This window comes from Paenibacillus albiflavus, assembly GCF_004344915.1.
GTDB lineage: Bacteria > Bacillota > Bacilli > Paenibacillales > NBRC-103111 > Paenibacillus_AM > Paenibacillus_AM albiflavus.
Window position 1 is genome coordinate 236289 of the sequence record NZ_SKFG01000002.1, and the last position, 18886, is coordinate 255174.

18 protein-coding genes, 1 riboswitch and 1 other annotated feature are annotated in these 18886 nt (G+C 42.8%); of the genes, 16 read left to right on the plus strand and 2 right to left on the minus strand.

What is annotated here, in order from left to right:
* The first annotated feature begins 46 nt into the window (after positions 1-46).
* From proS to E0485_RS04320, 11 genes are all read left to right on the plus strand, one after another.
* Positions 47-1336: a proline--tRNA ligase gene (proS, locus tag E0485_RS04270; RefSeq protein WP_132416726.1), complete on the plus strand. Its 1290-nt coding sequence runs from the start codon at positions 47-49 to the stop codon at positions 1334-1336.
* 172 nt (positions 1337-1508) lie between these two features.
* Positions 1509-3179 (plus strand): DEAD/DEAH box helicase, encoded by a 1671-nt coding sequence (locus tag E0485_RS04275; RefSeq protein ID WP_132416727.1) that lies wholly within the window; start codon positions 1509-1511, stop codon positions 3177-3179.
* 63 nt (positions 3180-3242) lie between these two features.
* Positions 3243-3590: a PH domain-containing protein gene (locus E0485_RS04280; protein WP_165921071.1), complete on the plus strand. Its 348-nt coding sequence runs from the start codon at positions 3243-3245 to the stop codon at positions 3588-3590.
* A gap of 151 nt (positions 3591-3741) precedes the next feature.
* A complete protein-coding gene (locus tag E0485_RS04285; RefSeq protein ID WP_165921072.1) occupies positions 3742-4350 on the plus strand; it encodes a TetR/AcrR family transcriptional regulator in 609 nt (202 codons plus the stop codon).
* A gap of 65 nt (positions 4351-4415) precedes the next feature.
* On the plus strand, positions 4416-5270 hold the full coding sequence (locus E0485_RS04290) for an ABC transporter ATP-binding protein (protein WP_132416730.1): 855 nt from the start codon (positions 4416-4418) through the stop codon (positions 5268-5270).
* On the plus strand, positions 5267-5971 hold the full coding sequence (locus E0485_RS04295; RefSeq protein ID WP_132416731.1) for a fluoroquinolone export ABC transporter permease subunit: 705 nt from the start codon (positions 5267-5269) through the stop codon (positions 5969-5971). Before E0485_RS04290 ends, E0485_RS04295 begins: the two co-directional genes overlap by 4 nt.
* Position 5972: 1 nt before the next feature.
* Positions 5973-6701, plus strand: a complete 729-nt coding sequence (locus E0485_RS04300; protein WP_132416732.1) for a hypothetical protein — start codon at positions 5973-5975, stop codon at positions 6699-6701.
* Positions 6702-6824: 123 nt separating this feature from the next.
* Positions 6825-8627 carry an oligoendopeptidase F gene (gene pepF / locus E0485_RS04305; RefSeq protein ID WP_132416733.1) on the plus strand — a complete coding sequence of 601 codons (1803 nt, stop codon included), beginning with the start codon at positions 6825-6827 and terminating at the stop codon, positions 8625-8627.
* 53 nt (positions 8628-8680) lie between these two features.
* Positions 8681-8782: riboswitch (purine riboswitch) on the plus strand.
* Positions 8783-8950: 168 nt separating this feature from the next.
* The gene (locus E0485_RS04310; RefSeq protein WP_132416734.1) at positions 8951-9532 is read left to right on the plus strand and encodes a xanthine phosphoribosyltransferase; all 582 of its coding nucleotides are present in this window, start codon (positions 8951-8953) and stop codon (positions 9530-9532) included.
* An 8-nt stretch (positions 9533-9540) separates the two neighbouring features.
* The gene (locus E0485_RS04315) at positions 9541-10863 is read left to right on the plus strand and encodes a nucleobase:cation symporter-2 family protein (RefSeq protein WP_132416735.1); all 1323 of its coding nucleotides are present in this window, start codon (positions 9541-9543) and stop codon (positions 10861-10863) included.
* A 14-nt stretch (positions 10864-10877) separates the two neighbouring features.
* Positions 10878-11134 (plus strand) — a binding site (T-box leader).
* A gap of 69 nt (positions 11135-11203) precedes the next feature.
* A complete protein-coding gene (locus E0485_RS04320) occupies positions 11204-12886 on the plus strand; it encodes a glutamine--tRNA ligase/YqeY domain fusion protein (protein WP_132416736.1) in 1683 nt (560 codons plus the stop codon).
* Between the two features lie 58 nt (positions 12887-12944).
* Here E0485_RS04320 and E0485_RS04325 read toward each other — a convergent pair whose 3' ends face one another.
* Both E0485_RS04325 and E0485_RS04330 read right to left on the minus strand, forming a co-directional pair.
* The gene (locus tag E0485_RS04325; RefSeq protein ID WP_132416737.1) at positions 12945-13652 is read right to left on the minus strand and encodes a winged helix-turn-helix transcriptional regulator; all 708 of its coding nucleotides are present in this window, start codon (positions 13650-13652) and stop codon (positions 12945-12947) included.
* Complete coding sequence (locus tag E0485_RS04330; RefSeq protein WP_132416738.1) at positions 13637-14026, minus strand: Fur family transcriptional regulator; 390 nt, start codon at positions 14024-14026, stop codon at positions 13637-13639. The genes E0485_RS04325 and E0485_RS04330 overlap by 16 nt, the downstream gene beginning before the upstream one ends.
* Positions 14027-14173: 147 nt before the next feature.
* On the opposite strand from E0485_RS04330, the gene E0485_RS04335 reads away from it, so the two are divergent.
* From E0485_RS04335 to E0485_RS04355, 5 genes are all read left to right on the plus strand, one after another.
* Positions 14174-14473 (plus strand): hypothetical protein, encoded by a 300-nt coding sequence (locus E0485_RS04335; protein WP_132416739.1) that lies wholly within the window; start codon positions 14174-14176, stop codon positions 14471-14473.
* A gap of 151 nt (positions 14474-14624) precedes the next feature.
* Complete coding sequence (locus E0485_RS04340) at positions 14625-15545, plus strand: ABC transporter permease (RefSeq protein WP_132416740.1); 921 nt, start codon at positions 14625-14627, stop codon at positions 15543-15545.
* Between the two features lie 10 nt (positions 15546-15555).
* Positions 15556-16758 (plus strand): ABC transporter permease, encoded by a 1203-nt coding sequence (locus tag E0485_RS04345; RefSeq protein WP_207910926.1) that lies wholly within the window; start codon positions 15556-15558, stop codon positions 16756-16758.
* A gap of 21 nt (positions 16759-16779) precedes the next feature.
* Positions 16780-17829, plus strand: coding sequence for an ABC transporter ATP-binding protein (locus tag E0485_RS04350; RefSeq protein ID WP_132416741.1), 1050 nt, complete (start codon positions 16780-16782; stop codon positions 17827-17829).
* The gene (locus E0485_RS04355) at positions 17819-18793 is read left to right on the plus strand and encodes an ABC transporter ATP-binding protein (protein ID WP_132416742.1); all 975 of its coding nucleotides are present in this window, start codon (positions 17819-17821) and stop codon (positions 18791-18793) included. The genes E0485_RS04350 and E0485_RS04355 overlap by 11 nt, the downstream gene beginning before the upstream one ends.
* Positions 18794-18886 lie beyond the last annotated feature (93 nt).

Here is an 18886-nt window from a genome sequence, read left to right on the forward strand (position 1 = left end):
TGTTTTTGTGTTTTTATAAAAGAATATTTAAGGGAGGAATTGAACGATGAAACAGAGTATGATGCTTATTCCAACACTACGAGAGGTGCCAGCAGAAGCTGAAGCTGCAAGCCATCAACTGCTGCTTCGGAGCGGGTTCATTAGGCAAGTAGCTGCCGGAATATATACGTATTTACCGCTTGGCTGGCGAGTTATGGAGAAAATAAAGCGAATCATTCGTCAAGAGATGAATGCTATAGGAGCACATGAGCTCCATATGCCAGCGATGCAACCGACAGAATTGTGGAAATTGTCAGGAAGATATGAGGTTTATGAGGCAGAATTAATTCGATTCGAGGATCGACACAAACGAGAGTTCGCATTAGGTCCAACACATGAAGAAGTCATAACTGCTTTAATCGGAGAGGAAGTAAGCTCCTATCGGGAGCTGCCGCTTGTATTGTATCAAATACAGACAAAATACCGCGATGAGTCAAGACCAAGATATGGGCTATTGCGCGGCAGAGAGTTTCTAATGAAGGATGCCTATTCTTTTCACATGGATCAGGAAGGCTTAGATCATACTTTTACGTCGATGTATCATGCCTACCACAGCATATTTAAGCGCTGCGGTTTACAATTCCGTGCAGTAGAGGCCGATTCTGGTGCAATTGGCGGCGATGGTGAGACATTTGAATTTATGGCTTTAGCAGAGATTGGTGAAGATACGATTGTTTCATGTGATCAATGTGGATATGCAGCAAATATGGAACGTGCTGAATCACGAGAAGGTAAGGGTGTTTATGGTCAAGTAAAGGAAGGAGATCATTGTTTAAAATGCGAAGGAAGCCTTACAATAATTCGTGGAATTGAACTCGGACATATTTTCAAATTAGGAACAAAGTATACAGAGGCGATGCAAATTAATTTGCTCACAAATGAAGGGACACAGCAGCATCCTATCATGGGCTGTTATGGGATAGGCATCTCACGGCTTCTAGCTGCGATTATAGAGCAGAACCATGATCAACAAGGAATCGTCTGGCCAGCTCATGTAGCACCTGCTGATGTGCATTTGATCACTGTATCGATGCAAGATCAAGTTCAGCTTGATTTATCCGAGCAGTTATACAGACAGTTAACGGAGAGCGGTGTAGAAGTACTATGGGATAATCGAATGGAACGACCAGGCGTTAAATTCAATGATGCTGATTTAATTGGCATTCCGATTCGATTGATTGTTGGTAAACAAGCGGAACAAGGAAGAATTGAGTATAGAGAACGCCTATCACAAGATACTATTCTGATGACACTTGATGAGATCGTAGAGCGAGTAACGAATAACTATTCCGTCTAAATGGAGGAATTCAGAATGAAAATGCTGGATTATTGCGTTATTTAAGTTCTTGATACGAAATATAAGCTATATAAGTTACAATAGAGCTATGTTACAATAGGAAACTGTGAGAGATGAAGCGTAGTAAAGGTAAAGTAAGCACAAAATATGATCTAAAAAAGAGAGGCATCTTATGACTAAATCATTTGCCGATATCGGTATCGGATCGGTTCTATCCTTAAAATTAAAACGCTCGGGTTTAACAACACCAACGCCTGTTCAAGCTCAAGCGATTCCTGAATTGCTTGCAGGCAAGGACGTCATTGCTCAGGCGCAGACCGGAACGGGTAAGACCCTTGCATTTGTTCTACCTATATTAGAGAAAATTGACCCAGAATTGCCAGCTGTTCAAGCTTTAATCGTAACGCCAACTCGTGAGCTTGCGATCCAGATTACAGCAGAAGTGAAAAAGCTGGCTCCTGCAGTAGGTGCAACTGTACTTGCGGCTTATGGCGGGCAAGACGTGGAAGCGCAAATTCATAAATTGAATAAGCAATCAGGTGCTCCGCATATCGTTGTGGGAACACCAGGACGGATTCTAGATCACTTGCGCAGAGAGACGATCGATTTGTCTCGAGTATCTAAGCTTGTTCTTGATGAGGCAGACCAAATGCTGCATATCGGCTTCCTAACTGAAGTTGAAGAGATTATCAGACATACGCCTTATAAGCGACAAACGATGCTATTCTCGGCAACGATGTCCGATCCCGTTCGCAGATTGGCATCGGATTACATGCGTAGTCCAATTGACATTCATATTCAGGGGAAAAAAGTTACATTAGAGGGTACCAAGCAATTTATCGTTGAGACGACGGATCGTGACAAGCAGAATAAACTGCTTAGTTTGATTGAGGTTCAGCAGCCTTTTCTAGCCGTAATCTTCTGTCGGACCAAGATTCGTGCCAAGAACTTGACAGCAGCGCTGCAAGATAAAGGCTATGACGCAGATGAACTGCATGGCGATTTAACGCAGGCGAAGCGGGAGAATGTAATGAAACGGTTCCGTGATGCTAGGTTGCAAATTTTAGTTGCAACAGATGTAGCAGCTCGCGGCTTGGATGTTGAAGGTGTATCTCATGTGTACAACTATGACATCCCGCATGATGTTGAAAGCTATATCCACCGAATCGGTCGTACGGGTCGAGCAGGGCAGACGGGGATTGCTGTTACTTTTGCAGCTCCACGTGACAGAGCGCATCTGCTTGAAATCGAGCGCGGTACGAATTCTACTCTCGAACAGATCGATGCTGCAACGGGCAGCCGCATAGCACGAGGTGGTGCTGGCGGTGGTCGAAATGACAGAACTGATCGAAATGACAGAACGGCTGGCAGTCGTAGAGGCGGAGCGCGTAGCGAGGGAAGAAAAGCACCAAGAAAAGAATCCAGAAATGATCGTGCTGCCAAACCAAGTAGAGGTGAGCAAAGTTCAAGGAATACTTGGAACGATGTGAAGCCGGGTGCCGGTAGAGAAAGTGCGGAAGCTCGAAGAGGTCGCAGCGATCGTGCATCTAATGCGCCCAAAGGACGTAATGAGCGTGGATTCAATGCGGCAAGAGGTGAAGGTGATCTGAGTATTGCTGGATTCAGCTCTGAGAGATCAACTCGTGGTGCACAAGACAAGAATAAGCGCAAAGGAGCTCGTGACGGAGCGACAGCAAGAGTTAAGGGAGGCGCAGGCACATCTGATCGCTCTAGAGGCAAAGGAGAGCAAGATCGAAGAGGTGCTTCGGCTAAACCAGCGCGTAATGAGCGTAGAACAACATCACGCGACAACAACCAAAGATCTGGCAGACGCGGACGCTAATAGGCAAAGGTGCATGATCGGATGTTGAGCTATTAGCTTATGATTTGGGGGAGGACTTTGGGGATGGAAACGATAATCTGGCAAGGGAAGCCATTTCAATTTGGTTTCCCGAGTTTTACTAACTATACGATTAGTGATTCTCGATTACTTGTGGAAAAAGGTGTTTTTACCAAACGCAGGGAAGAAATTAGATTATATCGAGTGAGGGATATCTCAGTCACTAGAAGTTTAATTAAGCGTATTTTTGGTATGGGGGATATCACTGTTTTCTCGTCAGATACGAGCAGTCCCAAGTATGTTCTTCGCAATGTCCGCGATACTGCCAAAGTGGCTGATTTACTAGGTGAGGCAGCGGAAGAAGCGCGTCTCAAGTACAAGGCATTTGAAGTAACTGAAATCGCGCAGCAATGACAATTTGATCGGCGGCAAAGAATTCTCAGCTCTGATTAATAAGTGAATAAGCATCAGCAGCAAAAATAGCGGATATTCCAATCCGCTATTTTTGCTTATTGACAGAATAGATCAACAGATCTATATTAATAGTGAACGGGGGTTTATTATTGTGCAAGTTTTGAAAGATGAGATCAAAGAACTGATATTAAAGACAGCCGAGCAGACGTTCCTTGAACAAGGCTACGAGAAAGCCTCGATGAAGGAGATCTCCAAACAAGTCCAAGTATCGACTGGCAACCTATATCGTTATTTTGCGAATAAGGAAGCTTTATTCGATGCTGTTACTTTACCAGCGTATCAGAGCTTGCAGTACCTGATTGAAGCGCATGATCAGAATGATGACTTAAGCATACCGCTTGGCATTGGGATTGTTGATCAGTTAGCTGCCCTATTATCGGAATTATTGGTAGATAATCGCGAAGGCTTGCTTATTCTGATTTATGGAAGTGAAGGAACAAGTAGGGCAGGAGCGAAGGAAGAGCTATGTCAAATGTTCGCAGCCCATATAGAGACACACTTGATAACTGATCATACATCGAATCAAGGAAGTAGAGCGGAGAGATCCATCTTCACTTCCCAGATCGCAAAGCCAATTGCTGTTGCGTTTCTTGAAGGGTATTTTGAAATTATCCGTTTGTATACGGATCGCAGTCAGATTCACGAGGCGACCAGACAATATATTACGCTGTGGTTTATGGGGCTGCAGAGCTTGGCATAATTTTTTTGAACTAATAATGAATTATAGTTCATTATTGGACACTGCATATAAAAGGAGAGAAACAGATGATTACCGTTAAGAATGTAGGATTTACATATCCAGGTCAGATTGCACGAGCCATTCACGGAATAAATTTTCAAATTAAAGCAGGTGAAATATTCGGATTCTTAGGTCCATCAGGCGCTGGCAAGAGCACGATTCAGAAAATACTGATCGGTATCCTGAAACGTTATGAGGGTAGTGTTCAAGTGCTGGGACAGGAGTTAAGGGAAGCAGGTTCAGCTTATTTTGAGCAAATAGGTGTTGCCTTTGAGTTTCCAAATTTCTATAGTCGTTTCACAGCGCTCGAGAACCTTTCTCTGTTCCGTTCACTGTATCAGTCTAACACCGTTGAACCGCGTCAGTTATTGGCAAGACTCGATCTTGAGAAGCATGCGAATGCTAAAGTTTCCGAATTCTCCAAAGGGATGAAAATGCGGCTGAACCTGTGCAGAGCATTGCTGAATCAACCAGAGGTGTTATTCCTTGATGAACCGACATCAGGTCTTGATCCTGTGAATACGAAGCTCGTAAAGGATATCATTCTGGAAAAGAAGGCAGAAGGGAAAACAGTCTTAATAACCACACACAATATGAATATCGCGGCGGAATTATGCGATCAAGTGGCATTTATCGTCGATGGTCAGGTTAAGCTGATCTCTTCACCGAAGGAATTAATGCTTAGTCATAATTCCAGACAAATTCGCGTGGAATACAGACAGGCACGAGAACTCATCCAGCAGGATTTTGCATTAGAAAATTTAGGGCAGAATGCAAGTTTCATTAAACTCCTGCAAGATAAGCAGATCGAAACCATTCATACCCAGGAAGCGTCGTTAGAGGAAATTTTCATCCAAGTTACAGGGAGGAAGCTGGCATGAGATTCACTTCTGCTTTGTTATATGATGTTAAGCTGCAGCAGAGACATGGATTCTATATCGCCTATGGGCTCATCACAATGGTCTATATCATCTTCTTGAGACTGCTGCCGCTTGACGTGAGAGAAACGGTTGATATTGTGCTGACCTTTTCAGATCCGAGTGTACTGGGGTTCTTCTTTATCGGGGGACTGGTACTGCTCGAGAAGGGGCAGGGCATTTATGATAATTTATTCGTAACGCCATACAAGCCCGAAGAGTACATTTGGTCCAAAACTCTCTCTTTGTCTTTGTTATCCGTTTTAACGAGTACCATCATCCATTTAAGTGTATTTGGCGGAATGTCACATGCGTTTTATTTTATTAGTGGAGTAATGATTACTTCGATGTTCTTTACGTTGATAGGAATCGGTGTTGCCGTTCGATGCCAAACACTCAACTCGTTCTTCATGTTAGCATCCGTTTACTCTTTTGTGTTTATCGTTCCGTTAGTCGAGGTTGTTGGATTGTGGCATAGTCCTTTACTAAGCTTGCTGCCGTCCAAAGGTTCATTATTATTGCTCAGCAGTTCTTTCAAGCCAATTCCTTTATTAGAGATCGTATATGCCTATTGCATTTTGATTGTTTGGACGGTGCTTGCATATAGATGGGCAAAAAGCTCATTTAGAAAATTTATTATATTAAACATTAATGGGGTTAAATAAAATGAACCGAATTCTACATCTGATCCGACTGGATCTAAAACAAGTTATGCGTGATTCCATGTTAGCTATCGCTTTAATTGGTCCGTTATTATTAATTCTGGTTGTTCGTTATGGCATTCCATTCATCAGGGAATGGTTATACCAGCAATTCACCTTGGATATTATGACTTACAGTGACTTGATTCTAAGCTTCGTGCTTGTCCTTATTCCACTAATGCTCGGCATGCTCACAGGATTCATGATGTTGGATGAACGGGATGAAAATTTGATTCAATATTATGCGATAACACCTTTGCGTAAAATGGGGTACTTTCTGTACCGATTGACAATGCCTGTTGCTTTATCTTTGTTCTATAATGCTTTGTTGCTTTGCTCAGTACAGACTCAATTACCGCCGCTCGTATGCATCATTCCTGTGCTGTTCATGCTCGCATTAGAAGCACCACTGATCACGCTGCTGCTGGTTGGATTTGCAAATAATAAAATCGAGGGGCTCGCTTTGTCCAAAGGAATCGGTATAGTTGTTTTTGTACCTGCGATTGTTTATTTCGTCCCATTTCCATGGCATTTAGTCGCAAGTTTCATTCCGACCTATTGGGCAGCGCAGACGCTTATCTCTGGCATGCAAGGTAACATAACGAACAGTATGATCTACGCCATCATCGGTTTGCTTGTTCATATCCTAACATTATGGGTGCTTGCCATCCGTTTCAGTAGAAGGGCAGATTAATCAAGAAATCATTGAGTTATCAAGGTCCGTGAATTGATTCTACTGAAAATTATAAGGAATGCAGCCAAGATTCTATGGTATGATAATGAGGTTCATCATATTATTTGACGAGGAGCGATTGCCATGGAAGAAAGACTGAAGCGATCAGAAGTACCAGTAGAAGCAACTTGGAATCTGAAAGATTTATTCGAAACAAAAGAAGCATGGGAAGCAGAAGTTCAGTCCATTCAAGCAAGTGTGTCAGGTATTACACAATACAAAGGCCAATTAACACTTAATGCTGCAACCTTGCTGGCATGCCTGAATGCGCAAGAAGAACTTCAAGGCCGCCTAATCAGGGCTTATGCATATGCGAGTCTACATATGTCTGGCGATGCGACAGATAGTGCGAATGTACAATTAATGGGTCATATGAATGGGGTATATGCGGAAATCGCAGCTGAATTATCTTTTGTTGATTCAGAAATATCTGAACTATCAGAAGATGCAGTGGCACAATTTTACGCATTAGAGCCAGAGCTTGAAGTGTTCCGCAATCATATTCAGGATTTGTTAGATTCCAAGCCACACAAGTTATCTGCTGAAACAGAGCAAGTGCTCGCTTCATTAGGTGGACTAATGGGTTCTCCTTATAAAATTTATCAACGCAGCAAACTATCGGATATGACTTTTGATTCGATAGAAGATGAGAATGGTAAGAAATTGCCTGTATCGTTCGCATTGTACGAGAATAAGTATGAACAATTGCCTGATACACAGATTCGCCGTGCAGCGTTCCAGTCTTTTAGCAATACTTTGCAGAAATATAAGCAGACCATTGCCGAAACCTATGCGACAGAAGTGAAGAAGCAGGTTATCATGTCCCGTCTTCGCAAATATGATTCTGTTACGGATATGCTGCTTGAATCCCATAAAGTAACGCATGAGATGTACAACAATATTCTGGATATTATCCAAAAAGAGCTTGCCCCGCATATGCGCCGCCTCGCTCGTTTGAAGAAACGTGTGCTTGGTCTTGATCGCATGACATTCTGCGACTTGAAAGTGCCGCTTGATCCCGAGTTCAGCCCTTCGATTAGCTATGAAGAAGCAGGCAAGCTGGTTCTGGATTCACTGCAGGTGCTTGGACCAGAATATAGTGAATTTATGTCGAGAGCACTTACCGAGCGCTGGATCGATTATGCAGATAACGTAGGTAAATCAACAGGCGCATTCTGCTCAAGTCCATACGGAGCACATTCGTATATCCTGATTTCATGGGCAAATAACATGAGAGGCGCTTTTACTTTAGCACATGAGCTAGGTCACGCAGGACATTTCATGCTTGCAGGACGTTACCAACGTCATGCGAACGTAAGACCTTCTATGTATTTTATCGAAGCGCCATCGACGATGAACGAGATGCTGCTTGCTGAGCACATTCTAAAGCAATCTACGGATGTTAGAATGAAACGCTGGGTCATTATGCAGCTTCTGAATACTTACTATCACAACTTTGTTACTCATTTGCTTGAAGGTGAATTGCAGCGCAGGGTATATGCTGCAGCTATGGAGAATAAGACGATTACAGCAGATTTCCTATCGAATGAGAAGGGGGCTATCCTCGAATCCTTCTGGGGTGATGAAGTAGAGATCGATGAAGGTGCGAAATTAACTTGGATGCGTCAACCTCATTACTATATGGGGCTGTATCCATACACGTATTCGGCTGGATTAACAGCTTCAACCGCTGTATCACGCCTTATTATCGAAGAAGGCGCTCCTGCAGTTGAGCGTTGGCTGCAAGTACTTAAAGCTGGTGGTTCTATGAATCCGCTTGAACTAATGAAGCTTGCTGGTGTTGATATGAGTGATCCACAGCCGATCAAGAATGCTGTAGCTTATGTAGGGTCACTTGTTGAGGAATTAGAAGCCTTATTTGAATAGTCAGGATTGTAATAAATTATCTCTAGCTTAAATTATTGAAGGCATGTATACTACTACATATGTTTGAACAAACTCGTATAATTGCGGGAATTGGCCCGTTAAGTTTCTACCTGATCACCGGAAATGATCGGACTACGAGAAGATAGAGTAGTGTACGAAGAAGAGCGATCTTCTTTTCTGCATGCATTTGCATACCTTTGCAACAAATAGGTTGTTATTTGGTTATGTCTAATATGTAACTCGAGCTTCTTGTTTCTGATTTTATGGAGAGACAAGGGGTTCGAGTTTTTTTATGTATGATCGAATACAAGGGGGATTAAGAAATGAAACGGCTTGAAGACAAAATTCTAAGTGAAGGCATTGCGTTAAATGAACAAGTACTTAAGGTGGATTCATTCCTGAACCATCAGGTAGATCCGAAGCTTATGCAAGATATTGGCCAAGAATTTGCTAGACGGTTCCGTGATAATGGCGCAACTAAGGTGCTAACTATTGAAAGCTCAGGTATCGCACCAGCCATTTTTGCAGCGCTGGAGCTGGACGTGCCGTTGATTTTTGCAAAGAAGCAAAAATCCATCACGTTAACAGATGAGCTAATTGTTGAGCCTGTTTATTCGTTTACAAAGCAGATGACAAGTCACGTAGCTGTATCGCGTAAATTTTTGAATAGCGAAGATCGCATTCTGATTATTGATGACTTCTTGGCAAATGGTGAAGCTGCGTTAGGACTTGGCAAAATTGTAGAGAAGACTGGTGCTAGCGTTGTAGGCATCGGAATCGTGATTGAGAAATCGTTCCAACCTGGTAGAGACAAGCTGATCGAAGCGGGTTATCAAGTCGAATCCTTGGCACGGATCAAAGCTTTAGCTAAAGATAACATTAGCTTTGTAGAAAAGGGAGAGTAGTTAGCGCGATGCAACCGAAGAATATTTTTCAGACATATGCGCTTGGTCTTCAGCATGTGCTGGCGATGTACGCAGGAGCTGTCATTGTACCGCTTATTGTAGGACGTCAGTTAGGTTTAAACGAGGAACAGCTGACATATCTGATCGCTATTGATTTGCTAACGTGCGGGATTGCTACTTTGCTTCAGTCATGGAAGAACAAATTTTTTGGCATCGGATTACCAGTTGTACTCGGATGTGCCTTCCAAGCGGTTGCACCGATGATTGCCATTGGTCATGAGTATGGAATGAGCGCGATCTATGGCTCGATTATTGCATCAGGTTTATTTGTAGTGATTTTTGCTGGATTTTTTGGCAAGTTGATTCGTTTCTTTCCGCCTGTCGTTACAGGCTCCGTTGTTACCGTAATCGGTGTTACTCTGATTCCAGTCGCTTTAGGTGACCTAGGTGGCGGTCAAGGACAGCCTGATTTTGGCAGCTTGGAGAATATTGGCTTAGGCTTTGGTGTACTGCTATTTATTATTCTGTTGAATCGATTTGCCAAAGGCTTCTGGCGTGCGATCTCGATCTTATGCGGATTAGTTGCTGGAACGGTAGTGGCTGGATTGATGGGCAAATTGGATTACAATCCAATTCAAACCGCGGATTGGGTGCATGGCGTTACGCCATTCTATTTTGGAACACCAACTTTTGCGATTTCAGGAATTCTAACGATGATTATTGTATCAATCGTCAGCGTTGCAGAATCAACAGGTGTATTCATGGCGCTTGGCAAAATTTGCGATCAGGAATTAACATCAAAGGATCTAGCGCGCGGCTATCGTGCTGAGGGTCTGGCAATTATGCTTGGCGGTATATTCAACTCATTCCCATACACGACGTATTCCCAAAATGTCGGTTTAATTCAAATGAGCAAGGTGAAAACACGCAATGTAATCGTTGCTGCAGGTATTATTCTTATCATTATCGGCTTTGTTCCCAAAATTGCAGCTTTCACTATTCTGATCCCGAAGTCAGTCCTAGGTGGTGCGATGATCGCGATGTTCGGTATGGTTGTATCTTCAGGCATCAAAATGATCGGAACACAAGTTGATCTTAATCGTCATGAGAATCTCCTGATTATTGCATGTTCAGTTGCGATGGGACTAGGGGTTACGGTTGTTCCTGGTCTATTTGATCAATTCCCAGATGCCATTCGAATCTTAACAGATAATGGAATCGTAGCAGGAAGCTTTACTGCGATTCTGCTGAATTTATTATTTAATGTGCTCGGCAGCAAGAAGGATAAAACTGAAGAAGTAGTGGATAATGGTTCTGCTAATCATGTATAATACCTGTAATAAAATTAAACGTGATGAAGAGAAGAGTAAATAAATCCATTCTTTAACAGAGAGCTCCAGGTGGTGCAAAGGAGCAAGAATGCTTTATTGAACCAAGCCTCCGAACAGCATGTCGGAACCGATTAGGGGATGGCATGACAGGTGCTCCTGTTACAGAGCTAGAGTATAAGCAGTCCTTAGCATGGAATGCCGTACTCGATGAGGTTAATATGGCGACATATTAGCGAAACTGGGGTGGCACGCGAATGATCTCGCCCCCAAGACAATGTCTTGGGGGTGGGATTTTTTTTATTTAGAGAAATTTTTATCTTAATCAAGGAGGGTATGAAATATGAGCGATGAAATGGGAAGAGTCCCAGATAATTTTATTTATAAGCTGATTCAAGAAGATCTGGAAACGGGGGCACTTAATAGGGAAATATGCACAAGATTCCCACCTGAACCGAATGGATATCTGCATATCGGCAGCGCTTATGCGATCTATACGAATTACAATGTCGCTAAGCATTTTAATGGAAAGTTCAATTTGCGCTTCGATGATACGAATCCGCTCAAAGAAGATATGGAATTTGTGAACGCGATTAAGGAAGATATCAACTGGCTAGGATGCAGTCCTGGTGACCGTATCTATTATGGATCAGACTATTCGGAACAAATATATGAAGCGGCAATCAGGCTGATTCTTAAAGGTAAAGCCTATGTCTGCGATCTATCTCCAGCAGAAGTAACGGAGTATAGAGGCACACTTACGGAACCAGGTAAGAATAGTCCTTACAGAGGCCGAACGGTGGAAGACAATTTGCGCTTATTCCAAGAGATGAGAGAAGGTGTTCATCCGACTGGTTCAAGAGTTGTACGGGCCAAGATCGATATGAGCTCGCCTAATATGAATCTCAGAGATCCTGTCATTTATCGAATTATTCATAAGGAGCACTACAGGACAGGTGATAAATGGTGTATTTATCCCATGTATGACTTTGCGCATCCGATTCAAGACGCGATAGAATGCATCACGCATTCCTTATGTTCTATCGAATTTAAGGATCATCGTCCTTTGTATGAATGGGTGCTGAATGAACTTGATACGGCCCGGGCTCCTAAGCAAAGAGAGTTCGGAAGGCTGAATATTACAGGTGTCGTGACGAGTAAACGATATTTAAGACAACTGGTTGAAGGACAGCATGTAGATGGTTGGGACGATCCAAGAATGCCCACGATTCGTGGTCTGCGGAGAAGAGGCTTTACGCCAGAGAGTATCAAAAATTTTATTGATGAAATTGGACTGATTAGACAACAAAGCACAGTAGATATTGCGATGTTAGAGCATGCGCTCAGGCAAGATTTGAAACCTAAGGTTCATAGCACGATGGTTGTAATTGATCCTCTTAAAGTCGTCATCACTAATTATCCGGAAGACGCAGCAGAATTTGTGAACGTTGAAAATAGTGGAGAGAATAAGGAGCTTGGGCATCGAGAGATTCCTTTTGGCAGGAACATATTTATTGAAAAAGAAGATTTTATGGAAGAACCAATACCCGGATTTCATCGGCTATCAATTGACTCAGAAGTAAGGCTTAAGGGTGCTTATTACATTAGATGTAATGAGGTCATCAAAGATGAACAAACAGGTGAGATTATCGAGCTTCATTGTACTTATGATCCGCTGACAAAGAGTGGAACTGGCTTTACAGGTCGAAAGGTGAAGAGTACGATTCATTGGGTATCTGCCGAGCATTGCGTACCTGTTGAAATCCACCTATACGATAAGTTAATTCTGAATCCAGAGTTAGTGAAAGAGGATAATCAATCTTGGGAGACACTGATTAATCCGGACTCGTTCATCCGGCTTGAGAATTGCATGGCTGAACCTTCTCTTGCTGGTGCGGAGGTAGAGGATAAATTTCAGTTCATCCGACATGGATATTTTTGTGTGGACTCCAGATATACGACAGCTGATAAAAAGGTATTTAACCGTATCGTATCGCTTAAGGATACGTGGAAGAAGCAGCAATAAACAAACAAAATGGATAGCGGGAGAGATCAGGTTCTCATCTTGCTATCCATTATTTATATTAATCTGCTAACCGATATCCAATTCCTCTAATAGTCGCAATGTATGTCGGTGATTTAGGATCATCCTTAAGTTTATTACGAAGACCCTTAATATGCGCATCTACCGTATTACTGCCACCATAATATTCAGCACCCCACACAGCATCAAGCAGCTCTTGGCGGCTAAGTGCGGCACCATCGGCAGCGAGCAGCACTTTAAGCAAATCAAACTCTGTCCGTGTCAGGTCAATGCGTTCGTTATTCTGAGTCACAACGATTCGCTTGTAATCAACTGTCAAATCCTTGAAAGCTACGAGAGTAGACATTCCTATATTTGAAGTACAGCTTGATTCCATAAGCTGTACAATTTGGGCAGTTATTTCTTGTATGTCAGCAGGCCATACGATGCATTGATTAGATAATTGATCCGAATCATCAGATGGCTTGGCTAGGAGATTCAGGGTTGAGATATTGGAATCGAGAAGGGGCATTAATGCAGATTGATTTAACGGCTCATGACGTTGATCAAGTATTAAAAGATCAGGATTTAGCTGTGAGAACAAATCGGAATCTAAATGATGCATCACCAGAACGTCATAACATTTGGCTGTGAGTTCACCAACAAGCTCGTGAAGGGAGGAAGGATATGGACTGAGTAGGATGATTCGCTTCGTTGTATTGCAGGCGGCACCATGATGACTTGATTCATTCGTTAGCTTGACTGACAATTCGGACACACTCCTTTAAATACAATATGCTCCTCTTCAATTTGATAGCCCGTTTCAACCCCGATCGCCTTGATCCATTCTTCAGGTATTTTAATGAATACTTCATCCACTTTGCCACAGACTCTGCAGATAATATGCTGATGATCTTCAACCTGCCCATCATAACGACTGGCATCACCCTCAAGCTTCAATTCACGAATTAGACCTTCTTCAATCAAATATTTGAGCGAATTATACACAGTCGCATAGGCCAATTGGTGTCCCTGAACACGTAACCGTTCGATAATATCTGCGGCAGTCGGATGATCATGAGATGTGGAAACGATCTCATAAATAATTTTACGTTGTGGGGTTAGAATTCCTTTTCTAGTCATGTGGCAAGCTCCTTTAGATCTTAAGTAGATTTAGACTTAGTATAGATCTATTGTTGAGATAACTCAACCTCTAAATACTTTTGCAGCTATAGGATAGATGAGTTTGATTCCTAGCGCAATGGGTATGCTGTAGAAGAGGTGATCGTAATGGAAATCATTGTCGGAATCAGCGTTGTGATCTTACCATTCATTGTGTTATTCCTATACAGGTTGCTTGGCAAATGGAGGTTCATTATCGATGTAGTCGCAGCTGTAGCAGCCATGTCATTTGCTATCGTTTCAACAGTTGCGGTATATCAAATCCGCCGCGACGGAACGATCTTTATGACCAATATCCATCGTTTGTTTGATAACTACATTTTCTTAATCAGCGGGGCGTATTTAGGTATGTATGGCTTATGTCAGTTGATTAGATATTCGATAAAAAAATTCCTTTATAGAATTTAATCTATAACGGGATTTTTTTTGTCCAACTATAAAGATTCGCATTGTTAAATACTTATTGTGGTTTCAAACAAGTTGTGTTATTGTGAATCATAATTTTTGAAAATTATGTGTATACCGAAAATTCTTAAAACATGGAGGAAGCAGGTGAAGTATGGGGAGGTACATTCTCAAAAGGCTTATCGCAATCCTAATAACCTTATTTATGATTATTACTTTAACTTTCTTTCTGATGCACGCCATCCCTGGCGGTCCGTTCACAGGCGAGAAGAATGTACCAGAAATCGTCGCTAAGGCTTTGAATGAGAAATACCATTTGGATGATCCCCTGTGGAAGCAGTACTTAGATTATCTGAAAGGCATCATTCAATTTGATCTAGGCCCATCCTTTAAATATGAAGGGATGACCGTCAATGAATTAATCAGCTCAGGCTTTCCAGTGACCGCCAAAGTAGGACTATTCACGGTAATTGTCATTTTATTGATCGGGATACCTATTGGGATTTTTGCCGCAATTAATCAGCATAAGTGGCCAGATACGGTTGTCATGCTGATGGCGACACTTGGGGTGACAATCCCATCCTTTGTTATTGGAACGATGCTGCTATACGTATTCTCATTAAAACTTGGGTGGACACCTGCTTATGGGGTGGAGGAGTGGCAGGGATATATCTTGCCTGTGTTAGCACTAGCAGGTTATTCTCTATCCTTCATCTCCAGGTTGACTAGATCGAGCATGATCGAAGTCTTCCAGCAGGATTATATGCGAACAGCAAGAGGCAAGGGACTTAGACCATCGAAGGTTATATTCAAGCATGGGCTTCGCAATGGCATGATTCCAGTAGTGACAGTTGTTGGACCGCTTGTTGCGTCCATGTTAACAGGATCGTTTGTCATTGAGAAAATATTTGCGCTTCCTGGTATCGGCAGGCATTTTGTCCAGAGCATCACGAACCGCGATTACACGACAATAATGGGAATAACGGTGTTTTACGCTGTCATTCTTGTGGTGATCGTATTTATTGTAGACCTAATCTACGGACTCATAGATCCGAGAATTAAACTTAGTAAATAGAAGGAATGATATGATGAGAGACCCTATTAATCACGTTACAAGTGTTAACCAAGGTACAGCTATCGATCCTTCTCTTTGGAATAAATTGCGTGATGAAGATAAGGATGAGGCAAGTGTAGCAAGCGTCAGTCTTACTTATTGGCAAGATGTATCGAGAAGGTTTCGCAAGAACAAAGCAGCAATGCTGGGAGCAATCATCATTGTACTGCTCATCTTATTTGCTCTAATTGGACCTCTATTGTCCAAGCATTCCTATGAAGAGCAGAATCTATCATTTGCGAATATGCCGCCGAGATTCGATCTCTATCAGGTTGGAGATCAATATTTGTATCTACATAAAAATATTAAACTCTATGAAACAACCGCAGACGGTACGCTGCTAGAGCTCATGTCCAAGAATAAAGAGGATATGGTGAAGAAGCAACTCGTTTATACAACAATTAGCGGTGATGTGATCGTCGATTATAGCAAGAAGAATACGTTAATTCTTAAGGATGCCAAAGGTAACACATTAGAAACCGTTAAGAATGTATCCAATCAGACTTACTTGCTCGGTACAGATCATTTAGGGAGAGATCTACTGACAAGAATTATGTATGGCGCAAGAATATCCTTGCTGGTTGCTGTAATCGCAGCACTTGTTAATCTCGTAATCGGGATGATGTACGGAGGGATTGCAGGTTATTTTGGCGGTAAGGTAGATAACATCATGATGCGGATTGTGGATGTAGTCAGTATAATTCCGCTAACGCTCTATGTGATTCTTATTATGGTCGTGTTAAATTCAGGGCTGCTCAGCATCATTATTGCGCTAGGTTCTGTCTATTGGGTCGATATGGCTCGGATTGTACGGGGTCAGATGCTGTCTTTGAAAGAAGAAGAGTTTGTTTATGCAGCCAAAACAATCGGTACGAAACCGCTCCAAATTATTACAAGACACTTGCTGCCGAATGCGATGGGCTCCATCATCGTGACGATGACGATGCTCATTCCAAGCGCGATATTTATTGAAGCTTTCATGAGCTTTATCGGTCTTGGTGTTACAGCTCCTATGGCATCATGGGGAACGCTCTGCAATGAGGCACTTGAGTCTATACGTTCTTTTTCGTATCAGCTATTCTTTCCAGCGATTGCGATTTGTATAACGATGATCGCTTTTAATTTTATCGGTGATGGGTTAAGAGATGCTTTGGACCCAAGACTTCGTAAATAGGTGAACGGAAGGGGTATAACGATGAGAGGTCCAAATAACGATGATACGGTGCTGCTGGAAGTAAATCATCTGCAAACTTCGTTCTTTTCCCATTTTGGAGAAGTAAAGGCTGTCCGACATGTGGATATGAAACTGAATAAAGGTGAAGTGATCGGAGTTGTTGGGGAATCGGGCAGTGGCAAGAGTGTGACGGCGATGTCCATCCTCAAGCTGCTTCAGAATACAGGCAAGATAGTAGGCGGTCAGATTCTATTCAAAGGTGAGGATCTTGCGAATAAGTCAGAGAAGGAAATGAGACGTATTCGAGGAAACGAGATTTCGATGATTTTCCAAGACCCCATGACCTCCCTTAATCCCGTCATTACCGTAGGGGAGCAGATCATAGAGACGATTAGAGAGCATCAGGGTTTAAGCAGGAAAGAAGCAAGAGAGAAAGCGATCAAGCTTCTTAAATTGGTCAAAATCCCAGACGCAGAGAAACGGATGTCAAACTATCCCTTCGAATTTAGTGGTGGGATGAGGCAGCGTGTGATGATTGCCATTGCTCTATGCTGCGAGCCCGATCTGTTAATTGCGGATGAGCCTACAACAGCACTTGACGTAACCACTCAATCTCAAATTCTGAAATTGATGAAAAGCTTAAAGTCGGAATTCAATATGTCGATCATGTTGATTACGCACGACTTAGGCGTTGTGGCAGATATCTGCACGCGCATCGTCGTCATGTATGGCGGTATGGTGATGGAGGAAGGGTCGGCGGAAGATATTTTCTATCAACCAAAGCATCCCTATACGTTGGGACTTCTTCAGTCTGTACCTAGATCTGAGATGGATCAACAAAAGCGTCTCACACCAATAAAAGGATCTCCACCTAATCTCGTGAATCCACCCAAAGGTTGTCCTTTCGCGCCAAGATGTGACTATGCAATGGGTATTTGCGCTGAGGCTTGTCCAGACTATACGGAATTAAGCAATGGACATCGTTCGATGTGCTGGCTGCTGCATAAAGACGCGCCAGTAGAAGGAAATCCATTCCTGCAAGGCATTGGAGGTGGTATTCATGGCAAATGAGAACATGTTAGAGGTTCGCAATATTACCAAATATTTTCCAATTGAGCAGAAGCTATTCTCCAAAGAAAAGACAGTGCTCAAGGCTGTAGATGATGTCAGCTTTACGATCAAGAAAGGGGAGACGTTAGGTCTTGTAGGGGAATCTGGCTGCGGGAAGTCTTCAACGGCTCGGACGATTATTCGGCTGCATGATCTAACAGCAGGAGAGATTATTCTGGACGGTGTGGACATCAGCCGTATGAATGAGAAGCAGCTGCTGCCGCATCGACGCAAGATGCAGATGATTTTCCAAGACCCCTACGCATCATTGAATGCAAGGATGACAGTTAAAGATATCATTTCGGAACCACTCCATGTTCATCGTATAGGAACGAAGAGTGAAAGAAACGAGATTGTTGAGAATCTTTTACACAAAGTGGGCTTAAAAAAAGAGCATGCCATGAGATATCCGCATGAATTCAGTGGTGGTCAGCGTCAGCGGATCGGCATAGCAAGAGCGCTAGCCGTTAATCCGGAGTTCGTGATTTGTGATGAGCCGATCTCTGCGCTCGATGTATCAATTCAGGCACAAGTAGTGAATATGCTGCAGGATCTGCAAGAGGAACTAGGGCTAACGTATCTATTTATTGCGCATGATCTGTCGATGGTGAAGTATATTTCGAATCAGATGGGCGTGATGTATTTAGGTAAACTGGTCGAAATCGGAAGCAGTGAAGAGGTTTACAAGCATCCAGCACATCCTTACACGCAAGCATTGTTAGCATCTGTCCCTGCTCCAGATCCGAGAGCCGTTCAAGCCGAAGAGGATGTCATGCTAGAAGGGGATATTCCAAGTCCCATTAATCCACCACAGGGCTGCCGATTTGCTTCACGATGTAAATATGCTGATGAGCGCTGCAAATCGGAGGAGCCCGAACTAAAGCAGATTGGGCTGAACCACTTGGCTGCTTGTCACTTGTTGTAACGCGAATATCATGATTGTAACCCATGAGACAGATTGGAGTGCCAGCAGCTTATAACCGTTTTACTGACAAGGATAGGGTCTCAGTGGGGGAAA

What these genes read in the sequence shown, in the direction of transcription:
- proS (WP_132416726.1), top strand. Translation starts at nt 47, where the DNA reads ATGAAACAGAGTATGATGCTTATTCCAACACTACGAGAGGTGCCAGCA.
- E0485_RS04275 (WP_132416727.1), top strand. Translation starts at nt 1,509, where the DNA reads ATGACTAAATCATTTGCCGATATCGGTATCGGATCGGTTCTATCCTTA.
- E0485_RS04280 (WP_165921071.1), top strand. Translation starts at nt 3,243, where the DNA reads ATGGAAACGATAATCTGGCAAGGGAAGCCATTTCAATTTGGTTTCCCG.
- E0485_RS04290 (WP_132416730.1), top strand. Translation starts at nt 4,416, where the DNA reads ATGATTACCGTTAAGAATGTAGGATTTACATATCCAGGTCAGATTGCA.
- E0485_RS04295 (WP_132416731.1), top strand. Translation starts at nt 5,267, where the DNA reads ATGAGATTCACTTCTGCTTTGTTATATGATGTTAAGCTGCAGCAGAGA.
- E0485_RS04300 (WP_132416732.1), top strand. Translation starts at nt 5,973, where the DNA reads ATGAACCGAATTCTACATCTGATCCGACTGGATCTAAAACAAGTTATG.
- pepF (WP_132416733.1), top strand. Translation starts at nt 6,825, where the DNA reads ATGGAAGAAAGACTGAAGCGATCAGAAGTACCAGTAGAAGCAACTTGG.
- E0485_RS04310 (WP_132416734.1), top strand. Translation starts at nt 8,951, where the DNA reads ATGAAACGGCTTGAAGACAAAATTCTAAGTGAAGGCATTGCGTTAAAT.
- E0485_RS04315 (WP_132416735.1), top strand. Translation starts at nt 9,541, where the DNA reads ATGCAACCGAAGAATATTTTTCAGACATATGCGCTTGGTCTTCAGCAT.
- E0485_RS04320 (WP_132416736.1), top strand. Translation starts at nt 11,204, where the DNA reads ATGAGCGATGAAATGGGAAGAGTCCCAGATAATTTTATTTATAAGCTG.
- E0485_RS04330 (WP_132416738.1), bottom strand. Translation starts at nt 14,026, where the DNA reads ATGACTAGAAAAGGAATTCTAACCCCACAACGTAAAATTATTTATGAG.
- E0485_RS04335 (WP_132416739.1), top strand. Translation starts at nt 14,174, where the DNA reads ATGGAAATCATTGTCGGAATCAGCGTTGTGATCTTACCATTCATTGTG.
- E0485_RS04340 (WP_132416740.1), top strand. Translation starts at nt 14,625, where the DNA reads ATGGGGAGGTACATTCTCAAAAGGCTTATCGCAATCCTAATAACCTTA.
- E0485_RS04345 (WP_207910926.1), top strand. Translation starts at nt 15,556, where the DNA reads ATGATGAGAGACCCTATTAATCACGTTACAAGTGTTAACCAAGGTACA.
- E0485_RS04350 (WP_132416741.1), top strand. Translation starts at nt 16,780, where the DNA reads ATGAGAGGTCCAAATAACGATGATACGGTGCTGCTGGAAGTAAATCAT.
- E0485_RS04355 (WP_132416742.1), top strand. Translation starts at nt 17,819, where the DNA reads ATGGCAAATGAGAACATGTTAGAGGTTCGCAATATTACCAAATATTTT.